This window comes from Actinoallomurus sp. NPDC050550 (genome assembly GCF_040655075.1).
GTDB lineage: Bacteria > Actinomycetota > Actinomycetes > Streptosporangiales > Streptosporangiaceae > Actinoallomurus.
The window spans coordinates 1-19,094 of record NZ_JBFAJC010000095.1 but is presented as its reverse complement, the minus strand read 5'-3'; the positions used below and the strand labels follow the sequence as shown (position 1 = coordinate 19,094).

The window sequence follows — 19,094 nt, the reverse complement described above, 5'->3', positions numbered from 1 at the left end:
CCGCCGTCTACCTCGGCGGAACCACTTTCGACGGGGAACAACCCATCCACTGGGCCCCAAGCACCTCACCCACAATCAATCAAACCGTATCTACTGGGACTGTCTGAAATGGGCTGAAGTCCGCCGCTACGTGGGCCTGGAATTCCTCGCCGAAGCGCGTCTCCGCGTGATCAGCGGCGACCCGCCGTACGAGAACACCACCCAACAAGCAATCACCGCTTAACCTGCAACAACGGATCACGCGGAGGTCGACGCATACACCACTCCGCTAACGTGACCAAGGATTAATGAATTGAGCAGACCGAAGGTGCGAGACGGTGCGAACAGGCAAGGGCTGTGGCGCGGGCGGCGCCTGAGGCCCTGGATCGCACGCGGGACCAGTCTGGTTGTCCTGATCTGTCTGCTCCAGGGCGTTTCGAGTCCTTCGCATGCGTCCGCACACAAGCCTGCTGAGCATGTCCCTCAGGTCGCGCGTGGTTCGCAGACACCACCGGCAGCGTCGTCGAAAGACGTACCCGCCCCTATATCGGCCGACATACGCTCAGCCCTCCCCGCATCGTCTTTGAGAAGCCGTCGAATTGCCAAGAGCGGGGTCCGCGCTCGTAGAGCCGGGTGCCCGCCGACGTCAATCATTTGCATCGAGAACAGCCTTCCTGGCAACCCGCCCAGCCAATGGGATATCACCGGAGCAGGTTCCCCCAATATCCAGGGATATGCCACTCAAATTAGTGTCGCCCACGGGGAGACCATACAATTCAAGGTGCTGACTCCCGCGACCGCCTATCACCTGGACATCTATCGCATGGGCTACTACAGCGGCCTGGGAGCGCGCCTGATCGCTACGGTTCAGCCGTCCGCCGCCCTGCCGCAGACGCAGCCGGCTTGTCTGACCGACAGCACGACCGGCCTGATCGACTGTGGCAACTGGGCGGTATCGGCCTCATGGGATGTGCCGGCGAGCGCGGTCTCCGGTGTCTACATCGCGAAGCTGGTGCGTGATGACGTGGCCGGTGAGGCCAGCCAGATGATCTTCGTCGTCAGGGACGACACACGTCACTCGGATTTTCTGGTGCAGACGTCTGATGCCACGTGGCAGGCGTACAACTCCTACGGCGGCAACAGCCTCTATACAGGTGCCCCGGCGGGGCGGGCGTTCAAGGTGAGCTACAACCGTCCGTTCAACACTCGGGAGAGCTCTGTTTACAGCTGGTTCTTCGATTCCGAATATCCGATGGTCAGATGGCTCGAGGCGAACGCGTTCGACGTGAGCTACACCACCGACGTGGACACCGCCATGCGGCCGGCGCAGATTCTCGGGCACAAGGTCTTCATGTCCTCCGGCCATGACGAATACTGGTCCAACGAGATGCGGACCAACGTGCAGAACGCTCGCGACAACGGCGTGAACCTCACCTTCTTCTCCGGAAACGAGATGTTCTGGAAGACCAGGTGGGAGAACAGCATCGCGGACGGCACCTCGTTCAGGACACTCGTCTGCTACAAGGAGACGCTCGCGAACAACACGAGGCTCGATCCGACTTCGACGTGGACGGGGACGTGGCGAGATCCGCGTTACTCCCCGCCGGCGGACGGAGGGCGACCGGAGAACGCGCTGACAGGCACGCTGTACATGGTCAACCAGGTCGTCAACGATTCGATACGGGTCCCCGCTGCGTTCAGCGACATGCGGTTGTGGCGCAACACGTCGATCGCCAGTCTTTCTCCCGGCCAGACGGCGACCTTTCCCGCAGGAACGCTGGGGTATGAGTTCGACGAGGCGCCCGACGACGCAACCGTACCGCCCGGACTGGTCAGGTTCTCGAGCACGACCGTGACCACGGCCACCCAATACCTGCTCGACTACGGGAGCCAGTACGGCGCTGGGAGCGCCACACACAGCCTGGTGCTCTACCGGGCTCCGAGCGGAGCGCTCGTCTTCGGAGCGGGGACCACCCAGTGGGCGTGGGGGCTCGACGCATTTCACGATCGGGCCGGAACCCCCACGGACATCAATATGCAGCAGGCGACGGTCAACCTCTTCGCTGACATGGGCACTCAGCCGGCCAGCCTCCAGCCCGGCCTGGTGCCGGCGACCCAGTCGACGGACACGTCTCCACCGACGTCAACGATCACCAATCCGTCGAGCGGTGCCGGTGTGGCCACGGGAAGGGTGGTCACGATTCAGGGAACGGCCAGCGATACCGGGGGCGGCGTCGTCGGGGGTGTGGAAGTCTCGTTCGACGGCACACGATGGTTCAAGGCGACCGGCCGAAGCGCCTGGCAGTACCAATGGACGCCCACCGGCAACGGACCCGTGACGATCAGCGTTCGCGCAGTCGATGATATCGGCAACATCCAGACGAATCCGACCACAGTGAATGTGACCGTAGGCGGGACATGTTGCACGCTTTGGTCGTCGACGACTGTCCCGGACGTGGACGCGAGCACCGATACCCAGTCCGTAGAAGTAGGGGTGAAGTTCACGGCCACCACCTCTGGCCAAATCACCGGAATAAGGTTCTACAAGGGCGCGGCCAACACGGGGACGCACGTCGGCCATCTATGGAGTTCTACCGGGACGCTACTCGCGGAAGCAACGTTTACCAATGAAACAGCAAGTGGCTGGCAGCAGGTGAATTTCTCCACCCCGGTGACAATTAGTGTGAACACCACGTATGTCGCGTCTTATCATACGCCAGGCCACTATGCCATGTCGCGGCCGTACTTCACAAATCCATACAATAACTATCCTTTGACCGCGCCGGCGAGCGCTGATTCCGGCGGGAACGGTGTGTACGCCTACGGCGCCACGAGCGCGTTCCCCACAGGGACCTACCAGTCCACCAACTACTGGGTCGACGTGGTGTTCACGCCAAGGTTCAGCCTGTGGGACGACACGGCTGTTCCCGCCGTCCCGTCGAATCCCGATACTCAGCCGATCACCCTCGGAGTGAAGTTCACGGCGTCCGCGAACGGTTTCATCAGTGGTATCCGGTTCTACAAGGGCTCGTCGAACACGGGGACTCACGTGGGAAGTTTGTGGAGTTCGAGCGGAACGTTGCTGGCGAGTGCGACCTTCACCGGTGAGTCGGCATCGGGCTGGCAGCAGGTGAACTTCTCCAGCCCGGTGGGGGTGACGGCGAATACTACGTATGTCGCATCTTACTTCACGCCGTCGGGTTTTTATTCTGTGACGCGGCCGTATTTCACCAGTGCGTACACCAACGCTCCTTTGACCGCGCCGGCGAGCGCTGATTCTGGCGGGAACGGCGTGTACGCCTACGGCGCCACGAACACATTCCCCACAGGGACCTACCAGTCCACCAACTATTGGGTCGACGTGGTGTTCACGCCAACGTCCAGCCTGTGGGACGACACGGCTGTTCCCTCCGTCCCGTCGAATCCCGATACTCAGCCGGTTACCCTCGGAGTGAAGTTCACGGCGTCCGTGAACGGTTTCATCAGTGGTATCCGGTTCTACAAGGGCTCGTTGAACACGGGGACTCACGTGGGAAGTTTGTGGAGTTCGAGCGGGACGTTGCTGGCGAATGCGACCTTCACCAACGAAACAGCAAGCGGCTGGCAACAGGTGAACTTCTCCACCCCGGTGCCGGTGACGGCGAATACTACGTATATCGCGTCTTATTTCACGTCTTCGGGTTATTATTCTGTGACGCGGCCGTATTTCACCAGTGCGTACACCAACGCTCCTTTGACCGCGCCGGCGAGCGCTGATTCCGGTGGGAACGGCGTGTACGCCTACGGCGCCACGAACACATTCCCCACAGGGACCTACCAGACCACCAACTACTGGGTCGACGTGCTGTTCGTAGCATCGAGCTAACGTTTAGTTAGTCCGGGATCAAGGTCTTGGGTTCCGGGCGATCCGTGATGAGCGAGGCGACGAGTTCGGCCATCGTCATCGCCCTCACCTTTGGCGCGACGAGCACGAGCACGGGAACCCGCGCCGGCCGCGCGGCGGGAGCGGCCGTCACGTAACCGTGGTACCGGAACGTGTGCAGCACGTCGGGCCGGGTGTGGCGGAACCGGCCGACGAAGCCGCACGAACGCCGCCGCGTTGGCCGCGGGCATCAGCCGGCCTGCCGAGCGGGCCGAAAACCGAGGTGAACGACCGGCACGCCCGCGGCGCGGAGGGCGTCCTCATGCGGACCGCCCTCGAACATCACCATTGCCGGCCGATGGGCCGCATCGGCGATTTTATGAACACTTCCGCCCGCCGTCGCGCGATGGTACGAGCGATGGTTTCCCGCTGCGGGTTGGTGCCCGCTTGTTGCCTAGGTGCCTGTGTCGCCCCTCATAGGGTGTCGGCCGGCTCAAAAGCTTTGTCAGGCACAATACATTAATTGACGCGAGCGCGCATCGATCGCTCGGCGTGGATACATAGAATTGAATATCAGAGGGATTTGCCGGCGAACTCTGTCCTTTGTCTTAATTGAGGGATCTTTTGTCGATCGCGCGAATTCGGAGGCATCCATGAGTTGGCACGACGTTGCATTGGCGCCAGGCGTGGTAGCTGCGCCGTCTCCGTGCGAATCGTCCCGGTTCGGCATCAAGGTCGACCGTGTCTCCGTCTCCGCGGCATCGGCGGCCACGCTTGACGACGTGCTGGACACGCTCCATGCCTCAACGGCGGATGTCGTGATCCTGCGTTATCCGGCCGACCGAATGAGGTGGTTCGCGGCCCTGACCGAACTCGATCGGACCGCCATCATCGCCGACAATCTCGTCGGGTGGAGACTCGTCACGGGCAAGGGACGGCGCCCTCCGCCGCCGCGCGGCCTTGAGATCGTCGATAGCGTGACCGCCGCGGCTATGGATGCCATGGTCGCCGACGCCTTCCGTGGTTACAGCAACCACTATCTCGCCAATCCACTCTTCGATTCCGAACTGGCGCTCGCGGGTTACCAGGAATGGGCTCGCAGGGAGATCAGGAGCGGTGTCGTCGCTCTCCGGAACACCGGTTACAACGAAGATGGGCCCACGATGCTCGGTTTCCTTACCTATGGGGATGCGAGCGGCGTCGCCGAGTTCGCGCTCGGCGGCATGGTCTCCGGCGCCCAGGGGGCCGGACTCTACGCCCACCTGCTCGGCGGAATGGAGGGCCGGGCGGAGGCGCGCGGGCTCGGAGGCGTGGTCTGCACGACCCAAAGCAGCAATGTCCGAGTGCAGCGTCGCTGGGCCGACTACGGCTTCGAGCCTGTGCTCAGTGTTTTCACCGTCCACCTTCTCCGTCGCGGATTGCTGGGAACGGGGAAAGAAGAGGACGAATGACTCTGTCCGAAAGCTCGGCTATGCCGTTCAATCGCACCTATGTAGCGAGGCCCTGGAGATGAGTGCTCTCCTCTCAGGCCACCTTCCGCTACCAGCCGTTGCACGGAACGCCCGCGGGACTCCGGTACGGACGCGTGGCGCCGGGCGGATGCGACGTCACCGGGGACGTCGCGGACCCGCTCGTCCGGCTACCGCTCTTCGCCGCGATGAACGAGGCGGAGTTGGACTGCGTCGTCGAGACCGTCGTCTCGTACTCCAGGTCGCGATGATGCGTATGGCCGAGGAAGCACGCCTCAGGCGCTGAGGGCCTCATCACGTGGACCTCCCTCGAACATCACGAGCACGCTCGTGTCGACGCCCCGGCCGCACAGGCCGTCGGCGAGCAGGACGAGCTGCTTCTCCGTACCGCCGAGGCCGAGCTGGCCGATGAGCAGGTACACGCGACCTGGCCGGGCTGCGGGCACACCGCCGGCATCGGCCTGCGCTGAGACCGCGACGCCCGTTTCGGAACCGTTCCGCACTGTCATGGCCGGTCGCACTCATCCGCGGGAAGAAGGCGCCGACAGCGCCCACCGCCTTTGCCGAACGGCGTCACATATGTCGCCATGGTCCGACGTTGCCGCGTTTCCGGAACGTCCAGGTCCGATTTATCGCGTAACTCAACGGTGGGCTCAGCAGGATTATCAGCGCCTGCGCCATCATCAGGGGAAGTCCGGCGAACTCCACTAGAAGAGGCAGGCCGATGACGGACGCGCCGAGAAAGCTCAACCCGACCGCGTAGAAGCGCAGGTAGCCGGACAACCAGCCCTCACCGGAGACTTTGAAGACGATCAGGCGGTACAGCGGATAGACGATCATCGTGGTGCCGAAATGGCCGATCACGATCAATAAAAGATAGGGCACCGCATTATTGGCGACCAGCAACCCCAGGCCAAGAAGAGCGTAGTACATGAACTCGTCGATGGGAGCAATCGTCGGCGGCCGGTCGGTTGAGAGTTGAGGTGGCCACGGCGGGCGCCCCCCGGTGTGGAGCGCCGGATGCCGCCGACACGGCGGGATCATCGTTCTATCTAGCGATCGGGGGGCGCCGCCGATATCGCTTCAGTGATCCAGATCGGTCCGTCAGCACACTCCGCCCGCGGGCCTTCCGCTGGTTCGAGCCTCGTGCGGAGCACCGTCATCCATTTGCCGTTCACCTTGCCGAAGGGACCCCGGCTGCCCGAACCTCGGGTTCATCGTGGACGGCCCCTACCACCCGGGAGACTCCCTCTTCGTCCCCACCGACGAGGTCGACACCCTGCTGGTCCCGGCATCCGGCCCCTGGGTGAAGATCGGCGATGCCATCACCTTCGTCCGCGGCGTCCGGCCGGCCCGGGCGTTCCCGATCCACGACATCCAGCAGCAAGCTTGTCGGCCTTGTCCAGCCCCAGCATTGAAAGATAGGCGAAGAGCGGCAGCCGTAAGGACGCCCGCAGGTGCGGCGTGCAGAGGTTGGTAGTGGAACGCCCCGCCACGCTCTCGCTCCTTGGCCGCAAATCGCCCAGGCTTTGCCTCGTGCATGTGCCCTTCGATCTGTTGTCGCGAGCTGGACCGCGTCGTGGAGAGCACGCGTCTCGTACTACGGGCCGTGATGGCGCGATGGCGGGCGCTAGCTAGGAGAGGACGTCGGATCGCAGGTCTACCGTCTCCTCAGCGGCCGCCCGGTCGATCTCGCTGCGGATGACGTATGTGGGGCGGCCCATGCCACACGCGTGTACACGGCCCAGATACTCGCCGAGCACCCCGATTCCGAGTATCTGGGCGCTCGAGAAGAGTGCGATCATCGAGGCCACGCTGGTGAATCCCGCGACAGTGATCGCGCCGGTGAGGTAGCTCCACAACACGATGCCGACCAGGAGCAGCCCGAACGCCCCGACTACCAGGCCGAGGCCGCTGACGAATCGCAGTGGTGCCGTACTGTAACCGACGAGCAGGTTGACCGCATGACGCATCAGGCTTGACAGGGTGTAGCCGGACCGTCCGGACATGCGGTGGTCCATACGCACGTCGACGCATCCGATACGGGTGGTGCCCCAGGACAGGGCCACATCGATCGACGCATGCGGGCCGGTCAGGCCGTCGAAGCCGTCGCGAAGGAACATGCGGAACGCCCGGAAGGCGCTGATGGACCTGGCGTCCGGGACCCCGAGCGGGCCGGACAGCGTCATTTTCACCAGCTGGGACGCGAGACTGCGGGCCAGCCCGTGCTCCTCCTCCCGTGGGCATGCGTAAACGAGATCGATGTCATCCGTGAGCGCGGCGAGCAGGCGCGGTACTTCCTCCGGCAGGTGCTGAAGATCGTCGTCCATCGTCACGATGATGTCGTGACGGGCGGCGCGCACGCCGGCGATCAGGGCGTTGTGCTGGCCGTAGTTGCGTGCCAGCTGAATCGCTCGAACCTCCCGGTGGCTGCGCGCCAGATCGGCGGCGACGTCCCATGTGTCGTCTGGGCTGCCGTCGACGACCAGAACGATTTCGTGTTCGATGGCCGCGCCTGGAAGGACGGCGGCGAGCCGGGCGACGAGCTCTGGCAGCGTCTGTGCCGACCGGTAGCATGGGACGACGACGGAAACGAACATGAGCACCTCACGGAGCTGGTTAGAGCCGGCTCGATCTCAGTGCAGCATTTCCGGTTCTGGCCGGGATCTACTGTCGCCGGATGGGAATTGATCAATTAATTCCGCGTGCTGACCTCTTCCTTTACTTCCAAAGCTTAAATGGCGGATTTCTGGCACTGGCGACGCAAAGAGGTAAGGTGACCGGTTTGTTCGCAAGCCAGGTTTGAATATCCGGTCTACCGCACGGTCGTTCTTCCAGGCGACCGAATCGTGGCCGACGGGATTGATCCGGTTTTGTGTCGCCCGCTGGCAGCTCTCCTTATTTCGGTGGCATGCCTAATACTTCTGGTCGAAGTTCTCGCTGTCCCGGTGTTAGTGGCGCAGATAATCGCCATTATCTGGACGCCGCCGCCCGCGCCTATGTAACGCTGATCGATATCTGCGGCGACATGCTCCAGGTCGCCCGCGACCGGGAGCTTCGCTCATCGCGACCGGCCGGACGAACACTTCCGGGGACGTCCCATCAACCGCCTCCGAGATCGCACTCGAAAGCAGCCTGGCCCGCACCCGGCTAAAGATCAATTACACGAACAACGATCTTGGACGCGGCACAACTAGGGCCACGCGGTGGTCAGAGGCGTTCGACGTTGTCCGAGATCGGCAGCACACCGCGGGTGTCCAACAGCAGGCGGGCCTTGGCCGTGATCAGGTCCAGGTCGAAGGCCCGGTGCGGCTGCAGGAGGATGGCGAGGTCGGTGCCCTCCAGCGCGGTGTCCAAGTCCGCGCAGCGCGTCACCTCCACCCCGTCGACCGACCACTCGTCCACGAGCGGGTCGACGTAACGGATCCTCGCTCCGGAGGCGTGCAGCCGGCGGGCCAGCGGGCGGGCCGGCGACTCGCGGTCGTCGGCGATGTCCGGCTTGTAGGTCACGCCGAGCAGCGCGATGCCCGCTTCGCTGACGCAGTGCCCATGCCGGTGCAGCAGCCGCGCGGCGCGCTCGGCGACGTAAGTGGGCATCCGGTCGTTGATCTGCTGGGCGAGCTCGGCGAACTGGAACTGGTAGCCGAGCCGCCGCACGCGATGCGACAGGTAGCTCGGGTCGATCGGGATACAGTGCCCCCCGACACCGGGACCGGGCCGGAACGCCTCGTAGCCGAACGGCTTGGTGGCCGCCGCCGCGATGGTCTCCCAGACGTCGATCCCGAGCTCGTCGCAGAACATCGCGATCTCGTTGACCAGGCCGATGTTGACCTGACGATAGGTGTTCTCCAGCAGCTTGGCCATCTCGGCCTCGCGGGTGCCGCGGACCGGCACGATCTGCTCCACGAACTTGCCGTAGAAGGACACCGCCCGGTCTAGGCAGGCGGGCGTGAGCCCGCCGACGATCTTCGGTGTGTTGCGCAGACCGAAGACGGGATTGCCCGGGTCGATGCGCTCCGGCGAGTAGGCCAGGTGGAAGTCGGTGCCCGCGATGAGCCCGCTCTTCTCCAGCAGCGGCTGCACGACCTCCTCCGTCGTGCCCGGCCAGGTCGTCGATTCCAGGACGACGAGCGTGCCCGGCGACAGCCGTCCGGCGACCATCTCCGCGGCTCCGACCACGGCGCTCAGATCGGGCCGCCGGTCGCGGTCGAGGGGCGTGGGAACGCAGATGAGCACGGTGCCGGCCCCGGCCAGCACCTCGTGATCGGTCGTCGCGCGGAACCCCTGGGCGACCAGCCCCGCGACCTCCCCATCGGAGAGGTCGTCGACATGGGAGACGCCCGCGTTCAGGCGGCCGACGAGGCGCTCGTCGACGTCGACACCCACGACGCGCATCCCGCTTCGCGACACCTCACGGACGATCGGCATTCCGACGTAGCCGAGCCCGATCACGGCGAGGTCCCATTCGACCGCTCGATCGTCCCGTGGCTGGTTCATCGCGCCTCACTGGAGCATTACCTACGGTCAGCAGCTGCATGCTAATCGTGATGATCTGTGAGGTCGCTGATCGACACGCCCCCACCCGACCGGCGGATCCGGGTGGCCGCTCCGGCCGTCATCCGGGCCGCGGCGATCTCGGCCGGGAGCATGATGGGACCATGTCAACGCGTGATCTCGTCGTTCTCGGCACCGCCAGCGCCGTGCCCACCCGGGCCCGCAACCACAACGGCTACCTGCTGCGCTGGGACGGTCACGGCATCATGTTCGATCCCGGCGAGGGCACGCAGCGGCAGATGCTGAACGCGGGCGTGAGCGCGCACGACATCCGGTGGATCTGCCTGACGCACTTCCACGGCGACCACTGTCTCGGCGTGCCCGGCGTGATCCAGCGGATCGCCCGCGACGGGGTCGAACATCCCGTACGCGCGGTGTTCCCGGCGAGCGGCAGCGTCTATTGGCGGCGGCTTCGCCACGCGGCGGTGTTCGCCGACACCGACGTCGTCGCCGAACAGCCGATCGAAGGTGACGAGGCGTGGATCGACACCGCGGACGCGCCGTTCACCCTGACCGCGCGCCGGCTCTCGCACCCTGTCGAATCCTACGGTTACCGCCTCGTGGAGCCGGACGGCTTCACCATGCTGCCCGAGAAGCTCACCGAGTACGGGCTCGGCGGCCCACTGGTCGGGGAGCTGCAACGCGTTGGACGCGTGACCGCTCCGGGCGGCCGTACGGTCACGCGGACCGAATGCAGTGTGCCCCGCCCCGGGCAGAAGGCCGCCTTCGTCATGGACACCCGGCTCTGCGACGCCATCATGCGGCTCGCTGACGGCGTCGACCTTCTGATCATCGAATCCACCTTCCTGGGGGCGGATGCCCGGCTGGCGGCCGAATATGGGCATCTCACCGCCGCGCAGGCAGGCGAGATCGCCGCGGAGTGCGGGGTGCGGCGCCTGGTCCTCACTCACTTCTCCGAGCGGTACCCCGCCGAGGATCAGCTGCGGTTCGCCGACGAGGCGGCGGCCGCGTTCGGCGGCGACATCGTGCTCGCGCGCGACCTCGACCGGGTGCCCGTGCCGCCACGCCGCCGACTCGAGCCGACATCCGGCCCCGAGACCACCTCGGTCTGACCGCCGAACGCTCTCCGCACCACGGGGCCGCTGTGCCACCACGGCAGGCACAGCGCCCGGCCACCGCGCTGCGCGGGTACGACGCCGGCGGTCAGGGCATCGCGGGGTCCCGGGGGGAGGCCGTCCGGTCGCGGAACCACGCGACCGTCCGCTCGAGCCCGGTATCCAGCGGGACCGCTCCGACGCGGGGAAAGAGACGGCGCAACCGCGCGTCGGCGGCCTGTGAGTCGCGTACGTCTCCGGTGCGTGGCGGGACGTGCACCAGTTCCACCGGCCGGCCCAGCAGGGCGGACAGCCGCTCCGTGAGTTCGAGGATCGACACCCGGGTACCGAACGCGAGGTTCACCGGCCGTGCGCTCGTCACCCGGTGAAGTACCGCGTCGGCGAGCATCGCCACGACCGTGCCGACGTACGTGAAGTCACGCGTCTGCAGGCCGTCCCCGTGGACGACCAGCGGTTCGCCCCGTAATGCGGCGTCGATGAACCTCGGTATCACGGCCGAGTAGGCATGCCCGGCCGACTGCAGAGGGCCGTAGACGTTGAAGAAACGCAGCGGCAGGACGGGCAGCCCGAAGCTGGCACCGTACGCCAGGACGTATGCCTCGGCGGCGAGCTTGCTCGCGCCGTAGGGGTTGAGCGGACGCGTGGGCAGATCCTCGTGCTTCGGCAGATCCGGCGTCGCCCCGTAGACCGACGACGAGGAGGCGGCGACCACGTGCACCGAGTTGGGGCGGCACGCCTCAAGGAGGAGCAGCGTGCCGGTGGCGTTGGCGTGGTGGCTGGCCACCGGCGCCGCCAGCGAACGCGGGATCGACGGGCGGGCGGCGAGATGCACGACCGCGTCCGCGTCTGCCACGACCTCGGCCAGCAGCCCTTGGTCCAGGATGCTGCCCTTGATGAGCTCCGCCCCGGAGCCGTCGAGGTTCTCGATACGGCCGGTGCTGAGGTCGTCGAGGGCGATGACCTTGTCGACGCCCGGCCGCGCCGTGAGCTCCCGGCACAGATTGCCGCCGATGAAGCCGGCACCGCCGGTGACCACGACCCTCACCGGACCACCTCTTCCGCGCGGGCGGGCCACCAGCCCCGCGCCTCGGCGATCGACGCGTAGATCTCCCCGATGTCGGACACCAGCCTTTGCGGGCCGAATCGTCGCGTCGTCCACGCGCGCGCCTCGTCTCCCATCTTGCGGCGCAGTGGTTCGTCCCGGAGCAGCCGCACGATGTGACAGGTGAGCTCGTGTGTGTCGCAGCGCGCGAGCAGCCCGGTCTCCTCGTGCCGTACCACTTCGGCGACACTTCCCACGTGGGTCGCGACGCAGGGCAGCCCCGCCAGCCCGGCCTCGATGAGCGAGACCGGCATGCCCTCGTTGTCGGACGTGAGGATCACCAGGTCGGCGGCGGCGTAGACCGTCTCGACATCGGCACGCCAGCCCAGCAGCGTGAACCTGCCCCGGGAGGTCTTGGCGGCGGCCTCGACCTCCGGCATGGCATCACCGCCCCCGCAGACGATGAACCGGGCCTCGGGCTGTAGGCGGCGCACCTGGCGGGCCACGCCCACCAGCCGGTCCGGCCGCTTGATCCGTGTCAGCCGGCCCACGTACGCGACGACCGGGCCGTCGCCGCGGATTCCCAGCGCCATCCGGGCCGCGGCGCGGCTGGGAAGCGGGCCGAGTGCGGCGCCCGGCGGCACCACGACATACTGCTCCGGGCGGCCGACCCCGGCGGCGAGCAACTCGTCGCGGACCCGAGCGCCGACGGCGACGAGCCGGTCCGTCATCGCGGCCGAGGCCCGCTCGGCGGCCACCACCAGTCGTGTCTTGGCGGGGGAGAAGTAGCCGTGCAGCAGGTGCCCGTGGTGCGTGTGCACGCGCGCGGGCACGCGGGTCAGCACGGCGGCGGCCCGGCCCAGCAGACCGGCCTTGGCGGTATGGGTGTGGACGATGTGCGGCCGGAACCGGCGCATCTCGGTGACGAGCGCGGCGATGGCGCGGGCGTCGTCTCCCGGCCGGATCGAACGCCCGAGCGCGGGACTCCGGTACGGAGTGACGTCGGGGGCGCGAAGGTCCAGGTAGTCGGCCTCGCCCGGTTCGACCGCCCCCGTGTAGAGACGCTGATCGAAGAGCCCGGTGTCAAGACCCCGCATGAGCTCCACCGCCTGAAGCGCCGGACCACCGACGTTCATCCGGGTGATGACCCGCATCACTCTGATCCGATTGTCAGTCACCATGCGCCCCCACACCACGAATCGATCACGGAGAGTACGTAGCCGCAACTCACCGTGCGCACAATCTGGCGTTGCTAAAGAAAAGGAAATGGGAACCACGAACCCCCGGAGGAATGCCGGGTGGCGGGGATCGCGGCCGGCATTCCGCCACGGTCATGGCGGTCCGGACAGGATGCGCCGTAGTGGCAGGTCGAGTGCCCCTTGGATCGCCGTCGCGCAGGCGCGGTATTCCTCGGCCGGGCCCTGATACGGATCGGCGATGTCCTCGTCCGGCGGACCGGGCGGAGACATGCCACGCATGCGAGCCGCCTCCCGGACGAGCGACTGCGCGCGGGCCGTGATGTCCTCGCCGGCGAGCCGATCCTGGCTGATCCGGCGGACGAGCCGGGCGAACTCCAGGATCGTGAACATCGTGGCGTGCGCTGAGGGGTGGAGGGCCGCTACGGCCGCGCGGTGCCGGCGCTCCGCGGTGAGGACGAGATCGGCCGTGGACAGCAACGGTACGGTGACGGTTCGCGCGGCAAAGCCGGCCGTCTCGCCGCCCAGGGAGCGGAGTACGGCGGCGGCGTCCGGATCGATGTCGGCTCCGTCGTGCCCATGGGTCCCGGCGCTGCTCACGAGGATGTCCCCGGATCGCGCTGCCGTCCCGAGCCTGAGCCGAGCGAGCTCCGCGGCCATGGGAGATCGGCAGATGTTGGCCGTGCAGACGAACAGCAGGTGAAATCGCTCGGGCCTCATGTGGCGTCCTCGGCGATCACGGCAGCCGGAGTTCCGCGAACACGGCGCGGTGGTCGCTGCCGGGCAGGTCGTACACCGTCACTCGCCGCACCCCGCACCGCGCGTCGGCGAGCACGTGATCGAGGGTGATCGGCGGCACCCACCACTGCCGGAAGGTCGGGATCAACCCGTTTCCGGTCTCGTTCGCGGCGTCGACGTACCCTTCGCCGATCAGCCGCCGCAGGGACGTGTGGTCGAGCGTGGCGTTGAAATCACCGGCCAGGATCCGCACGGGGCCCTGATGCTGTCCCGTGGGGAGGATGACGAAGGCGCGATTCCACTGCCCGAGTCCGGTCGGGTTCGTCGGGTGAGAGAGGTGCACGGCCATCACCTCCACGCGATGTCCTCCGGGGACGTCCAGCTCGGCATGGGGTATCGCGAGGCCGACGAGGTGCACCTGGAACATCGGGCGCGGGTGGAGCGGCCAACGTGCGTACAGGGCCGATCCCAGCGCGCTCCCGAGCGGCGTGGCGATCTTGTAGGGCAGAAGGTGTCCCAGCCCCGCCCGGTCGAAGGCGGCGCCGGCCCGGGGCGTGAACTCCTGCATGCTCAGTAGATCCGCGTGCGTGCGGCGCACGAGATCGACGAGGGCGTGGGGGTCTGCCTGCCCGAGACGGAGATTGGCCGTGAGGATCCGCAGCACCGGGCCTCCGGCCACGGGCGCGGCATTACCGACGGCGCGGGGAAGCACGGCGGCGGCGAACGCCGCCGACACCGCCAGAGCGACACCGAAGGCCTTCCAGTGACGGAACGCCAGAGTGAGGACGACGAGGACGACCGAGACGACGGCGGCATACGGCGTGAAGGTCAGGATCGGGACGAGCAGTCCGGCCAGAAGCGGCACCCTGTCGACGCCGACGAGACGGGCGACCGCCCAGCCCGCACAGATGACGAGGACCCATGTCATCGGCCGGTGGAGAATGTCGCGCGCACGCGAGCGCACCGTCGTATCGCGCGAGTCCGCAGTCATCGTGTTCATGGGAGACCCCGTCTCTCCTGGGTCGATCGGAAACAGGTCGATGTGACGCTCCGCTATGATCCATTGCTCAGAGTAACATCGATCCCTTGCTTCGACTGAGTGGCCTCGGTGGGTCGCCATGAACGTGAGCGGCCGGCGTCAGCCCGCGCGGCCGCTCACGCTTGCCCTTCGACGGTAACCACGACCTGTGACCGGTCCAACGGCCACGAGATCGTCCGGGAATGCCCTCGCTAGCCGCGGAAGTCCATCACGTTCCAGTGCGTACCCGCGTTCTGGTTGCACATCTGAGCCACGTAGCGAGGTGTGAAGCCGTACTGGTTCGCGTACGCGTTGATGCCGTCAACGGACTGGCAGATGCTCGCGGCCTGAAGCCGGCCGCCGGTCTCGGCGGCCGCGTCGGTCGACGAGGTGAGCGTGGCGGTCGCCGTGAGCGCGAGTCCCACGGCTATGCCTTGTATCTTTGTGACATTCATGATGAAAGTCCCCCCGAAATGTACATGACCTAGATCATGCTAGCCAGAGAATGATCACAATTTGGATGGCTGGCCGGTCAAAGAGTTTCCGCAACGGGAAAATATTGACCAGGCCCTCGACGTCAGGTCGAACGCTGGTTCGGCTTCCTGAGTTACCAGAAGATCCGCCGGGGTCCACAAGAGCGTGCAAGCTCTCGGGGTCGACATCCGGGACTGGATCGCCGACTGGAATACCAATCTCCGGCCGTTCGTGTGGACCAAGACGGCCGAGAAGATCCTCGGATCCCTAGCACGATTTTGCCGACGAATTTCAGGTGTTGGACACTGATAGTTGATCGGATATTCGGTGCCGGCCATGAGGCGTGATCGGCCGCGGCGCACCCGCACGTCGTACTCGGCCTGCGACAGCAGCCGCGAAGGGATGATCCGGTCAACCATCTATGGTCCGCTGACACGGACGTCGTCGCGCTGTTCGACCGGAGTGGACGGCTGGAAGAGAACCGCTGCGCAGGCGACCATGGCCGCGACGGCCAGGATTCCAGGGACCAGGAACCTCATCGGCATACGGGTGTACCGCAGCGGGTTCTCCACCAGGTGGTATGAGGCGGTCGCGATGACGGCCGTGGCGATCGCGGCCACGGTGAGACGGCCGGAGGCGGGCCACCGGGTGACGGCGGCGGAGACGAAGACCCAGATCGGCCAGTGCCAGAGGTAGAGCGAATAGCTGACCTTGCCGATGGCGACCAGCGGCCGAGAGCCGACGATTCTCGCAGGAAGACCGTCCGCGGTGAGCACGAGCGAGCCGATGAGCGCGGCCGCCGCGATCCCCGCGAGGGCCAGCTGCCAGCTGTACAGGCCGCGGTCGTCCAGGTGTGCGTTGCACCAGAGCCAGGCGAGGCACGCCCCGGCGAGGACGGCCACCGGAGTGGTCGCGCGGGCGGGCAGGCTGCGGTCGACGACCGCCGGCGAGACGGTGAGGACGGCGAGCAGCGCGCCGAGCGCCAGCGCGCCGGCGCGGCAGTCGGTGCCCAGGTAGGCGCGGTCGGGCGCTCCGGGTACGAACAGCAGGTGCATCGCGGTGTAGGCGCACACCGCGCAGAGCAGGGCGGCACACGCCAGTATCCGGCGCGAGCCGACCATGCCCATCAGCACGACGAAGACCAGCGGCCAGACCAGGTAGTACTGCTCCTCGACCGCCAGCGACCACAGGTGGTTGAGCGGCGCCCGGTCGACGGGCATCCCCCAGTATCCGACCTCGGCGAAGATCGAATACCAGTTTGAGCCGTATACCAGCGCGGCGAGTGTCTGGGAGTTGACGGTGTTGCGCATCGTCGCCCCGGCACACAGGTGCATCCATGCCTGGACGGCGATCAGCACGGCCAGCACCGCCGGGAACAGGCGGCGGGCCCGGCGGGCCCAGAACGCCGCGAGCCGGGTCGTTCCGGTACGGGCCCGTTCCGCGAGCAGCAGACGGGTGATCACATAGCCCGAGATCACGAAGAACAGGTCGACGCCGAGGAACCCGCCGTGCAGCGGCAGGCCGAAGTGGTAGGCGATCACGGCGAGGACGGCCAGCGCGCGCAGCCCGTCCACCGCTGGGATGTGGGACACGCTCCGGAGCTGTCCCCGCCGACCGGCGGAGACGACCGGTGCCGTGGTCATATGGGGACCGCCCGCGCCGCGTGGAGGACCCGGTGGGTGAGCCGGTCGCGAATGGGGAAGGCCCGGTGCCGGGTTCGGCTGACGCGGGTCACTGTCGGGACGCATGGGCGTGGAGATCGGCGTAGATGGAGTTGAGGATCCATGCGGCCAGCCGGTCGCGTGCGACGGGGGTAGGGTGCGTTGTTTCGTCGTAGACGGGAATGCCGGAGATCACCGCTGGGCAGTCCCTGTCGTCGGTGCACATCTGGCCGTGCATGTCGAGCAGCCGAACGGCCGGATTGCGCTCGGCGGCGGCATGCAGCGCGGCGTTCATCGCGACCGACCAGCTCCCGTTGACGAGGTTCCAGTAAGGCTTCGGAAGGTCGCTGAGGGTCGTCAGGAACACCCGGGCCCCGCCGGCGCCCAGCACGCGGATGGCCCGGTCGATCTGTGTGTCGAACTGTGCCCGGAACACTGGATCGGTGATGGTCGTCGCGTGGTCCTGACCGGGTAGCTGCTGCGGGTTGTGGGTGTCGAAGATTCCGGATTCCAGCAGCACCGCCTGCGGATGGAACCTGGCCACCAGGCCCCGCCAGTACTCCGGCCAGTCGTTGCAGCCCGGATTGGTGATGAGCTGCCCCCTGAACAGGATCAGGATCCTGGTGGGCTGCATGATGCCGCAGCCGGCCCGGGCCGCTTTGATCACGAGATTGTGCCGGTCCGCGGAGAGGTTGGCCATCTTTTCCATCCCGATGCTGAGGATCGTGCCCCAGGAGTCCCCGACCACCAGAACGCTCAGGTCTCGGACCTCGGGTCGTACGGCCGCGTCGCCCAGCGGGGGGACCTGCGGGCTCGCCGTGAGCCTGGTGGACGGCCGTACGGAATCCGGTGGTCGGGTCGCCGCTCGGCCGGCGCCGGCCACCAACAGGTCCAACGCGCAGCAGCCGACCGCCATCGTGCGCAACATCGCCCGGCTCGTGACACCGAACACCGGCACTCTCCTCCTCGCGGAGATGAACATGGGTCATCCGGTCGCGCGGCCGACGGTCCCCCATACGGTGTTGAGGATCCAGTTGCCGAGCCGGTCGTGAGCCGGAGCGGTCGGGTGGGCGGTCTCGTCGTAGACGTCGATGCCGGCGATACGGGCGGGGCAGTCGTCGTGCACGCACAGCTGATGCCGTACGTCCAGCAGATGGACGTTGCGGCCGGTGTTGCGCCGGACCGCCGCCTCCACCTCGCGGTTCATGAGGTGAGCCGTACGACTCTGGTCGCTCTTACCGATCATCGCGGTGCCCACGAACACTGCGGCACCGTGCGCGCCCAGCAGCCCGATGGCCCGGTCCATGTTGGCCTGGTACCGCTGCCGGAATACCGGGTCGCCGAGGTCGCGCGGCCGGCCGCCGTCGATTACCTGTGGCGTCTGGTCCCAGTACGCGGTGTACAGCACCACCGCCTGTGGCCGGTACCGCTCGACCAGCCGGGGCCACTGCTCAGGCCAGCTCCTGCAGGCCGGCCGGGTCGGCACCACCCGGCCGCCTGCCGCGTCCTTGGTCGGCAGCATGATGCCGCAACCGCCCTGGGCCGCGTTCACCACGGTGTTCCCACCGGCCTTGCCCACGTTCGCCATGCCGACGCCGAGGTTGCGCGCCCAGGAGTCGCCCACCACCAGGACGGTCAGCCCCTTGACCTCCGGGGAGAGCTTCGCCGTGCCCAGCGGCGCCGCGTTCTTGAGGTCTGGGGCGCTCCGCGTAGCGTGGCCGCAGCCCGCGACCGCTCCGAGTACCGCAGCAAGCGCACCCACCTTCACCGACCTGATGATCCGCACCTTCGCCCCCCGCGCCGGCCGTCCATTCGCAAGATCAATTGGTCACGATATCACTGACAGTGACCAACCATGATCTGTCAGTCGTTGACCTTCCGGCAAAGCTCAGACCTGTAAAGCGCAATGGGCGCGGTTGAAATCGAACATCTAGTGTCTCGCGTCTGAAATTCGTTGAAGAATTGTGGGGTTGCTGGCTGGCTCGCAGGGGTCGGCCGGTGGCCGAGGTGACGTTGACGGATGAG

At 66.6% G+C, this 19,094-nt stretch carries 18 protein-coding genes; 5 read left to right on the top strand and 13 right to left on the bottom strand.

The window, feature by feature from the left end:
• The coding region (locus AB0I04_RS53055; protein WP_360903968.1) for a hypothetical protein at positions 1-223 on the top strand (223 nt) is incomplete at its 5' end.
• 537 nt (positions 224-760) lie between these two features.
• Positions 761-3,844, top strand: coding sequence for a DUF4082 domain-containing protein (locus AB0I04_RS53050; protein ID WP_360903965.1), 3,084 nt, complete (start codon positions 761-763; stop codon positions 3,842-3,844).
• 7 nt (positions 3,845-3,851) lie between these two features.
• Here AB0I04_RS53050 and AB0I04_RS53045 read toward each other — a convergent pair whose 3' ends face one another.
• Positions 3,852-4,025, bottom strand: coding sequence for a hypothetical protein (locus AB0I04_RS53045; protein WP_360903962.1), 174 nt, complete (start codon positions 4,023-4,025; stop codon positions 3,852-3,854).
• A gap of 469 nt (positions 4,026-4,494) precedes the next feature.
• On the opposite strand from AB0I04_RS53045, the gene AB0I04_RS53040 reads away from it, so the two are divergent.
• On the top strand, positions 4,495-5,292 hold the full coding sequence (locus AB0I04_RS53040; protein ID WP_360903959.1) for a hypothetical protein: 798 nt from the start codon (positions 4,495-4,497) through the stop codon (positions 5,290-5,292).
• 62 nt (positions 5,293-5,354) lie between these two features.
• Positions 5,355-5,561 carry a hypothetical protein gene (locus AB0I04_RS53035; RefSeq protein ID WP_360903956.1) on the top strand — a complete coding sequence of 69 codons (207 nt, stop codon included), beginning with the start codon at positions 5,355-5,357 and terminating at the stop codon, positions 5,559-5,561.
• A gap of 24 nt (positions 5,562-5,585) precedes the next feature.
• Here AB0I04_RS53035 and AB0I04_RS53030 read toward each other — a convergent pair whose 3' ends face one another.
• The 4 genes from AB0I04_RS53030 to AB0I04_RS53015 form a co-directional block, all read right to left on the bottom strand.
• Positions 5,586-5,819, bottom strand: coding sequence for a hypothetical protein (locus AB0I04_RS53030; RefSeq protein WP_360903953.1), 234 nt, complete (start codon positions 5,817-5,819; stop codon positions 5,586-5,588).
• A gap of 64 nt (positions 5,820-5,883) precedes the next feature.
• On the bottom strand, positions 5,884-6,243 hold the full coding sequence (locus AB0I04_RS53025) for a GtrA family protein (RefSeq protein WP_360903950.1): 360 nt from the start codon (positions 6,241-6,243) through the stop codon (positions 5,884-5,886).
• A 701-nt stretch (positions 6,244-6,944) separates the two neighbouring features.
• Complete coding sequence (locus AB0I04_RS53020; protein WP_360903947.1) at positions 6,945-7,910, bottom strand: glycosyltransferase family 2 protein; 966 nt, start codon at positions 7,908-7,910, stop codon at positions 6,945-6,947.
• 610 nt (positions 7,911-8,520) lie between these two features.
• Positions 8,521-9,807 carry a nucleotide sugar dehydrogenase gene (locus tag AB0I04_RS53015; RefSeq protein WP_360903944.1) on the bottom strand — a complete coding sequence of 429 codons (1,287 nt, stop codon included), beginning with the start codon at positions 9,805-9,807 and terminating at the stop codon, positions 8,521-8,523.
• Positions 9,808-9,968: 161 nt separating this feature from the next.
• Between AB0I04_RS53015 and AB0I04_RS53010 the strand changes: the two genes are divergently transcribed.
• The gene (locus AB0I04_RS53010) at positions 9,969-10,937 is read left to right on the top strand and encodes a ribonuclease Z (RefSeq protein WP_360903941.1); all 969 of its coding nucleotides are present in this window, start codon (positions 9,969-9,971) and stop codon (positions 10,935-10,937) included.
• 91 nt (positions 10,938-11,028) lie between these two features.
• On the opposite strand, the gene AB0I04_RS53005 is transcribed toward AB0I04_RS53010, so the two are convergent.
• The 8 genes from AB0I04_RS53005 to AB0I04_RS52970 all read right to left on the bottom strand — a co-directional run bounded on the left by AB0I04_RS53005 (position 11,029) and on the right by AB0I04_RS52970 (position 18,837).
• Positions 11,029-11,985 (bottom strand): NAD-dependent epimerase/dehydratase family protein, encoded by a 957-nt coding sequence (locus AB0I04_RS53005; RefSeq protein WP_360903938.1) that lies wholly within the window; start codon positions 11,983-11,985, stop codon positions 11,029-11,031.
• Positions 11,982-13,163, bottom strand: coding sequence for a glycosyltransferase (locus AB0I04_RS53000; RefSeq protein WP_360903935.1), 1,182 nt, complete (start codon positions 13,161-13,163; stop codon positions 11,982-11,984). The genes AB0I04_RS53005 and AB0I04_RS53000 overlap by 4 nt, the downstream gene beginning before the upstream one ends.
• Positions 13,164-13,313: 150 nt before the next feature.
• The gene (locus tag AB0I04_RS52995; protein ID WP_360903932.1) at positions 13,314-13,898 is read right to left on the bottom strand and encodes a hypothetical protein; all 585 of its coding nucleotides are present in this window, start codon (positions 13,896-13,898) and stop codon (positions 13,314-13,316) included.
• A 16-nt stretch (positions 13,899-13,914) separates the two neighbouring features.
• Positions 13,915-14,907: an endonuclease/exonuclease/phosphatase family protein gene (locus AB0I04_RS52990; RefSeq protein WP_360903929.1), complete on the bottom strand. Its 993-nt coding sequence runs from the start codon at positions 14,905-14,907 to the stop codon at positions 13,915-13,917.
• Between the two features lie 239 nt (positions 14,908-15,146).
• The gene (locus AB0I04_RS52985; RefSeq protein ID WP_360903926.1) at positions 15,147-15,359 is read right to left on the bottom strand and encodes a hypothetical protein; all 213 of its coding nucleotides are present in this window, start codon (positions 15,357-15,359) and stop codon (positions 15,147-15,149) included.
• 468 nt (positions 15,360-15,827) lie between these two features.
• The gene (locus AB0I04_RS52980; protein WP_360903923.1) at positions 15,828-17,051 is read right to left on the bottom strand and encodes an acyltransferase; all 1,224 of its coding nucleotides are present in this window, start codon (positions 17,049-17,051) and stop codon (positions 15,828-15,830) included.
• A gap of 88 nt (positions 17,052-17,139) precedes the next feature.
• Entirely contained in the window at positions 17,140-18,021 is an 882-nt protein-coding gene (locus AB0I04_RS52975; RefSeq protein WP_360903920.1) for an SGNH hydrolase domain-containing protein, read from the bottom strand.
• Between the two features lie 33 nt (positions 18,022-18,054).
• Positions 18,055-18,837, bottom strand: a complete 783-nt coding sequence (locus AB0I04_RS52970; RefSeq protein ID WP_360903917.1) for an SGNH hydrolase domain-containing protein — start codon at positions 18,835-18,837, stop codon at positions 18,055-18,057.
• Positions 18,838-19,094: the final 257 nt, after the last annotated feature.

Bases quoted from the DNA above. Each gene is read 5' to 3' on its own strand.
- AB0I04_RS52995 (WP_360903932.1), bottom strand. From the start codon at position 13,898: ATGAGGCCCGAGCGATTTCACCTGCTGTTCGTCTGCACGGCCAACATC.
- AB0I04_RS52990 (WP_360903929.1), bottom strand. From the start codon at position 14,907: ATGACTGCGGACTCGCGCGATACGACGGTGCGCTCGCGTGCGCGCGAC.
- AB0I04_RS53010 (WP_360903941.1), top strand. From the start codon at position 9,969: ATGTCAACGCGTGATCTCGTCGTTCTCGGCACCGCCAGCGCCGTGCCC.
- AB0I04_RS52980 (WP_360903923.1), bottom strand. From the start codon at position 17,051: ATGACCACGGCACCGGTCGTCTCCGCCGGTCGGCGGGGACAGCTCCGG.
- AB0I04_RS53040 (WP_360903959.1), top strand. From the start codon at position 4,495: ATGAGTTGGCACGACGTTGCATTGGCGCCAGGCGTGGTAGCTGCGCCG.
- AB0I04_RS53025 (WP_360903950.1), bottom strand. From the start codon at position 6,243: ATGTACTACGCTCTTCTTGGCCTGGGGTTGCTGGTCGCCAATAATGCG.
- AB0I04_RS53000 (WP_360903935.1), bottom strand. From the start codon at position 13,163: ATGGTGACTGACAATCGGATCAGAGTGATGCGGGTCATCACCCGGATG.
- AB0I04_RS53030 (WP_360903953.1), bottom strand. From the start codon at position 5,819: ATGACAGTGCGGAACGGTTCCGAAACGGGCGTCGCGGTCTCAGCGCAG.
- AB0I04_RS53020 (WP_360903947.1), bottom strand. From the start codon at position 7,910: ATGTTCGTTTCCGTCGTCGTCCCATGCTACCGGTCGGCACAGACGCTG.
- AB0I04_RS53015 (WP_360903944.1), bottom strand. From the start codon at position 9,807: ATGAACCAGCCACGGGACGATCGAGCGGTCGAATGGGACCTCGCCGTG.